Source organism: Methanobrevibacter thaueri (assembly GCF_015062915.1).
Classification (GTDB): Archaea; Methanobacteriota; Methanobacteria; order Methanobacteriales; family Methanobacteriaceae; genus Methanocatella; species Methanocatella thaueri_B.
This window is the reverse complement of the sequence record NZ_SUTJ01000023.1, coordinates 5,281-16,722: the sequence shown is the minus strand read 5'-3', so window position 1 is coordinate 16,722 and position 11,442 is coordinate 5,281. Positions and strand designations below refer to the sequence as shown.

Below are 11,442 nucleotides of genomic sequence, written 5' to 3'. Positions count from 1 at the left end.
AAACAACTAAAAATAAGAAAAATTATAAAAAAATCAAAAACACAAAATTCAATTAAAAATTTTGCGTCACATCCTCATATATTAAAAAAAATAGTTTTATAAATGGGGCCGGGGCCGAGATTCGAACCCGAGTCCCGGGATCCACAGTCCCGGAGGATGACCACCTACCCTACCCCGGCAGAAATTAATAAATTAAGTTAAAAAGTTGTTAAAGTGCGGGAGCAGGGATTCGAACCCTGGAAGACCTGTGTCAACAGGTCCTAAGCCTGTCCCCTTTGGCCTCTCGGGCACCCCCGCTTAAATAAAAAACAAAGGATACGTAGAAACCATGAAAAATCTTAACAAATTTTTATAAATGCTCCGGCCGGGATTCGAACCCGAGTCTTCGGCTCGAAAGGCCGAAATGATTGGCCGGACTACACCACCGGAGCATACGAATACAAACTAAGTTTTTAACATGGGCCCAATGGGGTTCGAACCCATGACCTTCCGGTTATGAGCCGGACGCTCTACCTGGCTAAGCTATGGGCCCATCAGCGCCATCGACAGGACTCGAACCTGTGACCAATCGGTTAACAGCCGAACGCTCTACCTACTGAGCTACGATGGCATATCACCCATCGGACTTAACCAAATAAAACCCATGATTAAAAATCAAAAGACTTTAAACAGTAATAATAACTTTAAATTACATAGTATATAAAGTTTTTGGTTTTTTAACTTATTTGATGAAAAAAATCAAATCTATACAATAATTAATTCAAACTAGTATATAAAGTTTAAGGAACAAAGATACTCACATGGATTCTAACATATTTGACCTAATTAAAAAAGCAAATGAAACAACCATAAACAAGCATGGAAATCTAATAACTCTCGAAAGAGCCGTATTCCTATCATGGTGGTGTGACAAGGGAGACTGTGCATTCTGCTACATGTCCACACAAAAAAATAAAATAAAAGACCCTGCAAAGGCTAGAAGAAACATGAACAATATCTTTGCAGAAGCCGAAATGTGCAAGCGCCTAGATTGGAATATTGAATTTTTATCCGGAGGATACGAATCATTCACAACCTCAGAAATCAAGCACATTGCAACCACCATAAAAGACATTACCGGAGAGGGGGTCTGGCTGAATACTGGAATTACTGATGAATTGGGAGAATTTGGATCTGAAATCAAAGGGATAACCGGAGCAGTTGAGGTTGCCAATCCTGAAATCCATGAAAGGGTTTGTCCATCCAAAAAACTTGACGATATAAGCAATATGTTAGACACCGCCAACGATTTAGGGTTTAAAAAAGCAATAACAATAATATTAGGTCTTGGAGAAACCTTGGACGATGTGGATTATATCATAGATTACATCAAAGACCATAAAATCGACAGGGTGATCTTCTACTCATTGAATCCACATAAGGAAACCATCTATGCAAACTCCTCACAGCCGGCATCACTTTACTATGCCCAAGTGGTTGCACGCGTAAGGCTTGCCTTCCCAGACATTGAGATTATCTGCGGAACCTGGATTGACAATCTAGCAAACATAGGCATATTGATCTTAAGCGGAGCCAATGGAATAACCAAATTCCCATTATTTAAAATGTTTGGAACAAAATACGGAAAAAGAGTTGAGGAAGAGGTCAAATGGGCAGGACGTGAGCTTAAGGGAACATTCACCGACAAAAGTCAACTGGGACCTGAGAAAAGTGAGGTTTCCCCTGATTTGGATAAGTTCATAAAGCGTTATGTTAAAGAATCATTAAAAAATAAATACTAATTAAAATAATATATCTTATTAATAGAAAATCATCGAAAGTAGGTGTTTTAATGGCATTGAATGTATGTGTTATAGGTGCAGGCGCATTAGGTACCGCTATTGCACAAACAATGAGTGAAAATGTAGATGAAGTATTATTGCATGTTAGAAAACAAGACTTATGTGATGATATTAATAATAAAGGATACAATACTCAGTATTATCCCAATACTAAATTGAATGAAAATATAAAGGCCACAACTGATTTTAACGATTTGAAAAAATGTGATATTATCTTTTTGGCGATTCCATCCTCAGGATTCAGGACCACATTAAATAATTTAAAAGATGTTATCGATGGTGAAACCATACTTGTTACAACCGCAAAGGGAATCGAGTACCCTTCCCTGAATACCATGGGAGATCTTATTTCAGAATACTTTGATGAAAATTTTGTCGCATTATCAGGACCAAATTTTGCATCAGAAATCATGCTGAATCAGCCTACAATAACAAATGTCGCATCCAGAAAACGTGAAAATGCTGAAATGGTCAAGAAGGTATTGACCACCAAGCAGTTCAAGGTCAAAGTCATTGACGACATTAAGGGAATCGAGCTGTGCGGAGTCCTGAAAAACATAAACGCAATAGCTAATGGAATCTGTGAAGGAATGAACATTAACGAAAACGCAAGATACAGCATTCTTACAAAAGGATTTAAGGACACAATCAAAATCATCGAATCTTTTGGAGGAAATGCAGATACAGTGCACGAGTATTGCGGTTTCGGAGACCTGATTATGACTTCAACCTCCTCCGAAAGCAGAAACCATACATTAGGAATCCTATATGGTCAAAGACTCATTATTGATGAGGCTGCAAGCGGAATCGTGTTTGAAGGTAAAAATTCAATTAAAGCAGTTCGTGATATCTGTGATAATCATGATATCAATAGTGATATCGTTAATTTTGTTTATGATGTAATAATTGAAAGAATAGCTCCTATTAAAGCATTTAACGCATTATGGGAGAACATTGAATAGAAGGTGAATATTTATGATTGGAGTAATTTTATCAGCTGGAATGGGGTCAAGACTTATGCCCCTCACTAAAGACAAGCCAAAACCATTACTTGAAATTAATGGCATGACATTGCTTGAAAGAATGATTAAAAATCTAATGAACGAGGACATTACCGAATTCATAGTGATTGTCGGATACAATAAGGAAAAGGTAATTGATTTCACACCAACCCTTGAAGAGAAATACGGCATAAACATTAAAATCATTGAGAATGAAAAATATGATGTCACAAACACATCAGTTTCAACCTACCTTGCAAGCAAATACATTGAAGAAAACCAAAAAGACGATTTCATATTGATTAACGGTGACAATGTTGTTGATCCTGAAATAATCACAAGAATTGCAGAAGGGGAAAACACAAGCCTAATTGTTGACAACTTCAAGGACCTTAATGAAGAATCATTTAAGATAATCATTGAAGATGAAACTTTCAATGAAGACAAAACCATTGCTAATGGATCAATCAAAGAAATTGGAAAAGGAATAGACATTCCAAGTTCCACCGGAGAATTTATCGGTGTTTCAAAAGTGTCCGCCAAAGACATTACCAAATTCAATGAAATACTTGAAGATTTAATGGAAGAGGACAAACAAAATTATTATGATTTTGCATACAAGCCATTAAGCAAAATCAGTCCAATAGACTTCGTATTAACAAACGGACTTAAATGGACCGAGATTGATGATCATAACGATTGGGATCAAGCTCAAAAATTAGTTAATGAATTTGAAAATTAATTCATTACCTCTTTTTATTTTTTTTAATTAATGCACTTATCCGAAAAATACCCTATTTTTAATAATATTTATAAATTGCATTAAACAAATATAAAGATAATATAAAAAATTATCCTATAAGGAGGAATTATTATTAGTGACGATGTCGATATGATGTGTGGACTTGAAATCCACGTACAACTAGAAACCGAATCAAAATTATTCTGTGATTGTCCTACAAACTATCAGGACGCACCTATTAACTCAAACATCTGTCCAGTTTGTCTTAATCAACCAGGTGCAAAACCACATCCAACAAATGAAAAAGCATTGGAAAATGCATTGATGATTGCCTTAATGCTCAACTGTGAAATTGACCAAGATGTCATTTACTTTATGAGAAAACATTACGATTATCCTGACTTACCATCCGGTTATCAGAGAACTTCCGTTCCTATTGGTATCAACGGTGAATTGAACGGCATTAGAATCAGGGAAATCCACGCTGAAGAAGACCCTGGTCAATTCAAACCTGACAGAGGTACTGTAAACTTCAACCGTTCAGGAATTCCACTTGTTGAGATTGTTACAGAACCGGACATTAAATCTCCGGAAGAAGCAAGAAACTTCCTAAAAGAATTAATTCGCGTATTGCAATACAGCGGAGGAGCACGTGGAGAAGGTACCATGAGAGCAGACGTAAACATTTCCATCAATGGAGGAAACAGGGTGGAAATGAAAAACGTTAACTCCATCAAAGGTGCATACAAAGCACTCAAATTCGAACTCATCAGACAGAAAAACCTCATGAAAAGAGGAGTTGAAGTAAAACAGGAAACCCGTGCTTACCTTGAATCACAAATGATTACTGTGGGAATGAGGATGAAGGAAGATGCAGACGATTACAGATTCATCACTGATCCTGACTTACCACCAATGAAAATTTCAGATGAAACCATTCAAAGAATCTTGGATACAATGCCTGAAGCACCTCACAACAAGGTTAACAGATTTAAAGAGGATTATGGTCTTGATGAGGAAACCGCTAAGGTATTGACTTCAGAGCTTGACTTGGCTATTGCATATGAGGAAATCGTGAAAGAAGTTGACTCCAAATTTGCAGCCAAAGTAATGAGGGATGAGCTTAAAAGGGTATTGTCCTACAACAAGCTCGACTTTGCAGACAGCGGAATCACCTCTGACGACATGATTGAATTCTTAAAAATGATTCAAGACAAGGAAATTACCGCTAAAGCAGGACACAAGATTATTGAACAAATGCCAAACAACGACAAATCTCCAAAGGCAATTGCTGAGGAATTAGGATTACTTGGTGTTGTCAAAGACGATGAGATTTTAGCTGCAGTCAAACAGGCCATTGAAGAAAATCCAAAAGCAGTTGACGATTACTTAGCTGGACAAAAAGCATCACTTAACTTCCTAATGGGACAAGTGATGAGATTAACTAGAGGTAAAGCTGACCCTGGTGAAACCGTTAAACTCTTAAAAGAAAACATTGAATAGGAGGAACCTGCATGGGAGAGAAAAAATCTTTTGTTAAGGATTACATGACAAAGAATGTTATCAGCGTTTCTCCAGATACTGAAACTGAATCAATAATTGAATTGATGAAGGAAAGCAGACACAACAGTTATCCTGTTGTTGACAACAACAAGCTAGTGGGCATGGTCACAGCATTCGACATCATTGCTAAAGAATGGGCAGACACAGTTTCAGGAATAATGAGTACAAATCTAGTGGTCGCAAACCAAGACTTGTCAATCAATGACGCTTCCAGAGTGATGTTTAGAAGAGGAATCTCAAGGATGCCTGTGGTTGATGAGAATGGTGCACTAGTTGGAATTATCACCAATACGGATATGGTAAGGTCACACATCGAAAGATCAACCCCAAACAAGGTCGAATACTTCAAGAAGACCATGGAACAGTTATACGGCATCAAGACAACCCTAAAACATATGCGTGTTGACACACACAAGTTAAGGCCTACACAGGACAGGGTGTATGCTGATGAGCTTGAAGGAAGAGCATATGAACTTGAAAAAGGATTGGCAGAACCTGCCATTGTCGTTAAAACTGGAGACAGATGGATTTTGGTTGATGGACACCACAGGGCAGTTGCATCCGCACAAAGAGGATATGAAACTGTCGATTCATATGTTGTTGATTTGGGCAAAGACATCAAGCTAGGTATGGAAAAAACCGCAGATAAAGCTGGAATCTATACTTTTGACGATATTGAAATCATCGATGATGACAAGCATCCATTAATAGCCCTTACCGAAAGCATGCAGGATCAAGAGTCAAAAGGAGATGATTAGATGAGCAATGAAAAGATTATAAGGGAAGTTTATGAAGTCCTTGAATCCAGAAGGGACAATCCTATTGACTCATACACATCCAACATCATGCAGGACAGCGACAAGAAAGCTGAAGACAAGATACTTGAAAAAATAGCTGAAGAGGCAGGTGAAGTGTTGATTGCCTCCAAAAATGATGAAAATCTTGTATATGAATCAGTTGACTTGATCTTTCACACATTGCTTCTCCTAGTGTATAAGGGCATTGACCTTGATGAGGTCTATGACGAGTTTTCAAAAAGAAGAAAATAGGTAAAATATTTATTAATTAATAATTATAAAAGTTTATTTAATAAAAAAGATTGGTTATAACCATGTTTGATACATTCTCAGAAAAGAAATTTTTATTAACTGAACTGGTTAAGAAAAATTTAACTGCAAAATATAAAGATTCTGTCTTAGGAATACTTTGGAGTTTCTTTAATCCATTGTTAACTATGATAGTTTTTACAGTCGTTTTTTCAATGTTATTCGGAAAAAACGTTGTAAATTATCCTGTTTATTACTTAGCAGGTAGAGTCATATTTGATTTTTTCAACCATGGTACTAAAGGTTCAATGAACTCTATTAGAAAGAATGCAAGATTGCTGAAAAAGATTTACGTGCCGAGACCGATGTTTCCGGTCAGTGCAATATGTTACGAATTCGTTAACTTTTTAATTTCATTCATCATATTGTTCGGAGTAATGTTTGCAACTGGCGCACCTTTCCATTTCACATTAATTTACGCAATTATACCAATTGTTTTAATTGTAATCTTAATATTTGGAGTGGGATTGATTTTAGCGGTTTGTAACACTTATTTCACAGATATTGGATATTTATATAACGTATTTACATTAGTATTATTATATGCATCAGCATTATTCTATCCAATTGAAATTGTTCCAACCAAGTTCCAAATAATATTCTCATTGAATCCGGTTTACTGTGCAATGACATGCCTTAGACAATGCGTTTATGGAGTTGCACCTAGCCTTTCAACAATATTATATATTGCTGTGTTCGCATTAACCACATTGGGAATCGGAATATTATTATTTAGTATTTATGGTAAGAAATTAACTTTAGAATTATAGATGGGTGTTATTATGGGTTTAATGGAAAAATTAAAAGGATTGTTAGGAAGCAATACTGTTAGAAATAATGCACCAGCTATAGATTCAGATATTGCCATTAACGTGGAACATTTAACCATGGAATTCAAGGTTTCAAACGATAAGATTGACACTTTAAAGGAATATGTTATCAGAACCATTAAGCGTAACAAAAGCGAAACCAAGAAAGTTAAGGTTCTTGACGACATTTCATTCACAATCAAAAGAGGGGAAAAATTAGGAATACTAGGTTTCAATGGAGCCGGTAAAAGTACCCTTTTAAGAATAATTGCTGGAATTTATGAGCCTACTGAAGGAAATATCACTATTAATGGAAAAATTGCACCATTGCTTGAGTTAAGTGCTGGTTTTGATAAGAATTACTCAGGAAAAGACAATATTTACTTGAATGGTGCATTGCTAAGCATGAGCAAGGAATTTCTTGACGAAAAATACGATGAAATAGTTGAATATTCCGAACTCGGCGATTACATCAATTTCCCTGTAAAAAATTACTCTAAAGGTATGAAGGCAAAACTAGGTTTTTCAATCGCTACACTTATCGACCCAGATATCCTGATTATTGACGAGATTCTTTCTGTTGGAGACATCAAGTTCAGAAAGAAAAGTGGTGAAAAGATTAATGAAATGATGGCTGAGGGAGTTACCGTTTTATTAGTTTCACATTCAATCAATCAGGTTAGAAGAATATGTGATAGGTGCATATGGATTGATAACGGTAAGCTAATCATGGAAGGTGATGTGAATACAGTCTGTGACGCTTACGTTGAAGATGCCAACTATGCCAAAATTAAAAAAGAGAAAAAATTAAAACGTAAATTGAGGAAAAAATATGGATAAACGATGGTTAGGAATAATTATTATTTTAATAGCTGGAATTGCATGCATGTATTTCATTGTTGATTCATCACCCACTGTTGGAAAAGCGGTGACTGTTGTTGATGAAATGACTGTGACATTACCTAGCGGTTTTAACATATTGAAAGAAACCGGCAAGAGCGTTCATTTATTAGATCATCAGAATAATACAGCAAATGTAACTATAAAAGGAACTGGAGATAACTCTTCCAAACTATTTAAATCCACATTGAAATCCTTAAATAGCAGTGGAGAAGTGGAAATCAAAGACACAACACAAAACGACACTGCCAACATAATATTCTACAAGAATCTAACTACAGATAAGGAATATTCCGTTTCATACTTTGTTAAGGACAATCGTACCATTGAACTGAAAATGGACAAATATGATAATTGGGAAAATGATTGGACTTTCCTACACGATACAATAGTTCACAATTTCAAACAAAACAAATAGGACTGTTATAATTTATATTCTAAATTATACATTCCTCTTTCAAATTTCCCTATTTTTACACTTTTTTTATTGAATTGACTGAACCCAAGACGCTCATACAGTCTTTTTGCACCGTGATTTCTAAAATCAGCATCAATCGTTACTCTTTTATAACCCTTTGATTTGGCATACTCAATAACATCACACACAACTTTTCCGCCTATTCCCTGGCCTCTCAATCTGGAATCGATTGCCACTTCAGCCAGGTACAAATCATCATCCTCAATGTCCGCCAATGCGAAATGGTCAAGAATATCAACAATGAGCAATCTAGGTGACTTCAAGTAGAATCTGTGTGACACTCTTGAATTGTAAACCATCAGTACGCCAATGATTTGATCATCTTCTAAAATCACTTTAAAATAGTCTCCAAGGCCACGTTTAGGCAAGTCCTTGGCGATGCATCTCACTGCACTTTCAGGTGTTTTGAAAAGCATGTCGAATGTTCTAAAATCAACATCATAAACAAGCTTGGCTACTTTGGTCAAGTCATGCTTTTGGGAATCGAATGTCTCGTATCTCATCTAACCACTGTTTACAATAGTCAGTGCAAATACTCCGGCACCGAATCCGTTATCTATGTTGACCACTGCTATTCCTGGCGCGCATGACTGAAGCATCGCATCAAGAGCCACTCTTCCACCTTCTCCAACACCGTATCCCACTGATGTCGGAACGGCAATGACCGGCACGTCAACCAATCCCGCTACGACTGAGGGAAGTGCCCCTTCCATTCCTGCACATACGATGAATACCCTGACACCTTCCTTGACCATATGGGCGATTTGCGGAAACAGTCTGTGGATTCCGGCAACACCAATGTCATAGGAGGTTATTGCCTCACATCCCCCTTCCTCAACAATGACTCTTGCCTCTTCTGCAATGTTGATGTCTGAGGTTCCGGCAGTGATTATGCCTATCTTTGCAATCGGCTCCTTTTTGGCAATCTCTTTTCTTATGACCAGAATCTGGGCTCTTCTGTTATAATCAAAAATGTGTGAGTCTTCACCTATGTCTTTTAATATTTTCTCGTAGCGTTCCTGGGATAATTTGGTAATTATTAAATCATCATTGCTTCTTTCAAGATAATTTGTTATGATTGTCAGTAAATCTTCATAGTCCTTGCTTGGTGAGAATACTGCTTCGGGAAAACCTGTTCTTTCATTTCGCTTGATGTCGAATTTGGCAACATTGTCAAACTCCAGAATGTTATCCGCCTTCAGGAGATGCTCTGCCTCATCTACATTAAGTTCCCCATTAACTAATCTTTCAAGAATATCTTTCATAATATAATATATAGGATAAAATTATATAAAATTTGACTTACAATATTATAATTTAATGAAAGCTTTAAAGATTTTAACACAAGGAATAGTCCAGGGTGTGGGATTCAGGCCATATGTCTACAGGCTTGCAACCGATTTGAACTTGAATGGACATGTCAGAAACCTTGGAAACGTGGTTGAAATCATTATTGAAGGTGAAAAAACCGATGATTTTGTCAGAAGGCTTCCTGAAGAGCTGCCGCCAATAGCTAAAATCGATTCAATGGAAGTCGATGAAATCGAACTTGAAGATTATTCTGATTTTGAAATTATTGAAAGCGGTGACGCATACTCAGGTGTTAGTGTCATTCCGCCGGACATTGCAATATGCGACAAGTGCCTGGCTGAAATCAGAGACCCCAATGACAGGCGCTACAAGTATGCGTTCAATGCATGTACCGATTGCGGACCAAGATTTACCGTTATTGAAAGCGTGCCTTATGACCGTGTGAGAACCTCAATGGAGGATTTCCCGTTATGTGACGATTGCCTGGTTGAATACAGACAGCCATTGGACAGGCGTTATCATGGTGAGGCGATTTGCTGCAGCGATTGCGGACCGCAAATGGAGATTTATGAGGGATCACACAGGCTTGACGTTGAAAATCCCATAAGAAAAGGTGCTGAAATACTTAAAGAAGGAAAAATTTTAGCAATAAAGGGAATAGGCGGAACACACCTGGTTGTCGATGCTTACAATGATGATGCAATCAAGGAATTGAGAAAGAGACTGAACAGGCCTAATCAGGCCTTTGCGGTAATGTGCAAGGATTTGGAAAGTCTTGAAAATTATGCTCAGTTGAGTGATAGGGAAATTGAGACAATAACCTCAAATAAAAGACCAATCGTTATTCTGAAAAAAAACGATGGATACAGATTCCCTGAAAGCCTGTCACCTGGACTACACAACATTGGAGTCATGCTTCCATACTCACCAATGCATTACCTGCTTTTCGATGAGGGAGACATTGACACTTATGTCATGACCTCCGCTAACATCCCAGGAGAGCCAATGATGATTGAAAACGAGGATATCATCGGTGGGGTTAACGATTATTCACTTATTCATAACAGAAGAATCCTGAACCGTTGCGACGATTCGGTCATTAGATTCAGGAACAATGAATTGTCATTCATCAGAAGGTCACGTGGATACACTCCAGAGCCTTACACAATAAACTATGATGTCAATGATGCCAATGTGCTTGCATTGGGTCCGGAACTTGACGTTACATTTTCAATTGCACGTGGAGACAAGGTATATCCTTCACAGCATATCGGAAACACCAACAAGCCTAAGACATTGATGTTTTTAAGAAATGCGATTGAGAATATGGAAAGAATTACCAAAATCAATGAATTTGATGTTATCGCATGTGACATGCATCCTCATTTCTTCACCACTCGCCTAGCCCATGAGCTTGCAGAGAAATATGATGCAGAGGTTCTGCCGGTCCAGCACCATCACGCACATAGTGTAGCACTTGCAAATGATCATGGTATTGACGAGATGATTGTCATAGCTGCCGATGGAGTGGGATACGGAAGTGACGGAACAAGCTGGGGAGGAGAGATACTCTACACTGACATCAGCTCCTTTGAAAGAATGGCTCATTTGCAGCCTCAACTGATGCCTGGAGGAGACATGGCCACAAGGTATCCTGCCAGAATGCTTGCAAGCATACTCGATGATGATGA

At 37.5% G+C, this 11,442-nt stretch carries 12 protein-coding genes and 5 tRNA genes; 10 read left to right on the top strand and 7 right to left on the bottom strand.

Annotation, left to right across the window (positions count from 1 at the left end; translation table 11 throughout):
* Positions 1–103: 103 nt before the first annotated feature.
* From E7Z78_RS09555 to E7Z78_RS09535, 5 genes are all read right to left on the bottom strand, one after another.
* Positions 104–179 (bottom strand) — tRNA-His (locus E7Z78_RS09555).
* 35 nt (positions 180–214) lie between these two features.
* Positions 215–297 (bottom strand) — tRNA-Leu (locus tag E7Z78_RS09550).
* A 59-nt stretch (positions 298–356) separates the two neighbouring features.
* A tRNA-Glu gene (locus tag E7Z78_RS09545) sits at positions 357–431 on the bottom strand.
* Positions 432–458: 27 nt separating this feature from the next.
* Positions 459–532 (bottom strand) — tRNA-Ile (locus E7Z78_RS09540).
* A 5-nt stretch (positions 533–537) separates the two neighbouring features.
* A tRNA-Asn gene (locus E7Z78_RS09535) sits at positions 538–610 on the bottom strand.
* A 190-nt stretch (positions 611–800) separates the two neighbouring features.
* Here E7Z78_RS09535 and E7Z78_RS09530 point away from each other — a divergent pair.
* The 9 genes from E7Z78_RS09530 (at position 801) to E7Z78_RS09490 (ending at position 8,380) form a co-directional block, all read left to right on the top strand.
* On the top strand, positions 801–1,781 hold the full coding sequence (locus E7Z78_RS09530) for a radical SAM protein (protein WP_303724953.1): 981 nt from the start codon (positions 801–803) through the stop codon (positions 1,779–1,781).
* Between the two features lie 50 nt (positions 1,782–1,831).
* The gene (locus E7Z78_RS09525) at positions 1,832–2,803 is read left to right on the top strand and encodes an NAD(P)H-dependent glycerol-3-phosphate dehydrogenase (RefSeq protein WP_303724952.1); all 972 of its coding nucleotides are present in this window, start codon (positions 1,832–1,834) and stop codon (positions 2,801–2,803) included.
* Between the two features lie 13 nt (positions 2,804–2,816).
* Positions 2,817–3,584 carry a phosphocholine cytidylyltransferase family protein gene (locus E7Z78_RS09520; RefSeq protein WP_303724951.1) on the top strand — a complete coding sequence of 256 codons (768 nt, stop codon included), beginning with the start codon at positions 2,817–2,819 and terminating at the stop codon, positions 3,582–3,584.
* 150 nt (positions 3,585–3,734) lie between these two features.
* Positions 3,735–5,087: an Asp-tRNA(Asn)/Glu-tRNA(Gln) amidotransferase subunit GatB gene (gene gatB, locus E7Z78_RS09515; RefSeq protein ID WP_303724950.1), complete on the top strand. Its 1,353-nt coding sequence runs from the start codon at positions 3,735–3,737 to the stop codon at positions 5,085–5,087.
* A gap of 11 nt (positions 5,088–5,098) precedes the next feature.
* The gene (locus E7Z78_RS09510) at positions 5,099–5,905 is read left to right on the top strand and encodes a CBS domain-containing protein (protein ID WP_303724949.1); all 807 of its coding nucleotides are present in this window, start codon (positions 5,099–5,101) and stop codon (positions 5,903–5,905) included.
* On the top strand, positions 5,906–6,196 hold the full coding sequence (gene hisE / locus E7Z78_RS09505) for a phosphoribosyl-ATP diphosphatase (protein WP_303724948.1): 291 nt from the start codon (positions 5,906–5,908) through the stop codon (positions 6,194–6,196). It begins immediately after the preceding gene.
* A gap of 62 nt (positions 6,197–6,258) precedes the next feature.
* Positions 6,259–7,023, top strand: coding sequence for an ABC transporter permease (locus E7Z78_RS09500; RefSeq protein WP_303724947.1), 765 nt, complete (start codon positions 6,259–6,261; stop codon positions 7,021–7,023).
* A 12-nt stretch (positions 7,024–7,035) separates the two neighbouring features.
* On the top strand, positions 7,036–7,902 hold the full coding sequence (locus E7Z78_RS09495) for an ABC transporter ATP-binding protein (protein ID WP_303724946.1): 867 nt from the start codon (positions 7,036–7,038) through the stop codon (positions 7,900–7,902).
* A complete protein-coding gene (locus E7Z78_RS09490; protein ID WP_303724945.1) occupies positions 7,895–8,380 on the top strand; it encodes a hypothetical protein in 486 nt (161 codons plus the stop codon). Before E7Z78_RS09495 ends, E7Z78_RS09490 begins: the two co-directional genes overlap by 8 nt.
* 5 nt (positions 8,381–8,385) lie before the next feature.
* Here E7Z78_RS09490 and E7Z78_RS09485 read toward each other — a convergent pair whose 3' ends face one another.
* Positions 8,386–8,943 (bottom strand): GNAT family N-acetyltransferase, encoded by a 558-nt coding sequence (locus E7Z78_RS09485; protein ID WP_303724944.1) that lies wholly within the window; start codon positions 8,941–8,943, stop codon positions 8,386–8,388.
* A complete protein-coding gene (larB, locus tag E7Z78_RS09480; RefSeq protein ID WP_303724943.1) occupies positions 8,944–9,705 on the bottom strand; it encodes a nickel pincer cofactor biosynthesis protein LarB in 762 nt (253 codons plus the stop codon).
* A 55-nt stretch (positions 9,706–9,760) separates the two neighbouring features.
* Between larB and hypF the strand changes: the two genes are divergently transcribed.
* A partial coding sequence (hypF, locus tag E7Z78_RS09475) for a carbamoyltransferase HypF (protein WP_303724942.1) occupies positions 9,761–11,442 on the top strand: 1,682 nt, incomplete at its 3' end.

Excerpts from the sequence above, each read along its gene's own strand:
- larB (WP_303724943.1), bottom strand. The coding sequence starts at position 9,705 with ATGAAAGATATTCTTGAAAGATTAGTTAATGGGGAACTTAATGTAGAT.
- hisE (WP_303724948.1), top strand. The coding sequence starts at position 5,906 with ATGAGCAATGAAAAGATTATAAGGGAAGTTTATGAAGTCCTTGAATCC.
- E7Z78_RS09500 (WP_303724947.1), top strand. The coding sequence starts at position 6,259 with ATGTTTGATACATTCTCAGAAAAGAAATTTTTATTAACTGAACTGGTT.
- gatB (WP_303724950.1), top strand. The coding sequence starts at position 3,735 with ATGATGTGTGGACTTGAAATCCACGTACAACTAGAAACCGAATCAAAA.
- E7Z78_RS09510 (WP_303724949.1), top strand. The coding sequence starts at position 5,099 with ATGGGAGAGAAAAAATCTTTTGTTAAGGATTACATGACAAAGAATGTT.
- E7Z78_RS09485 (WP_303724944.1), bottom strand. The coding sequence starts at position 8,943 with ATGAGATACGAGACATTCGATTCCCAAAAGCATGACTTGACCAAAGTA.
- E7Z78_RS09525 (WP_303724952.1), top strand. The coding sequence starts at position 1,832 with ATGGCATTGAATGTATGTGTTATAGGTGCAGGCGCATTAGGTACCGCT.
- E7Z78_RS09520 (WP_303724951.1), top strand. The coding sequence starts at position 2,817 with ATGATTGGAGTAATTTTATCAGCTGGAATGGGGTCAAGACTTATGCCC.
- E7Z78_RS09495 (WP_303724946.1), top strand. The coding sequence starts at position 7,036 with ATGGGTTTAATGGAAAAATTAAAAGGATTGTTAGGAAGCAATACTGTT.
- E7Z78_RS09490 (WP_303724945.1), top strand. The coding sequence starts at position 7,895 with ATGGATAAACGATGGTTAGGAATAATTATTATTTTAATAGCTGGAATT.
- E7Z78_RS09530 (WP_303724953.1), top strand. The coding sequence starts at position 801 with ATGGATTCTAACATATTTGACCTAATTAAAAAAGCAAATGAAACAACC.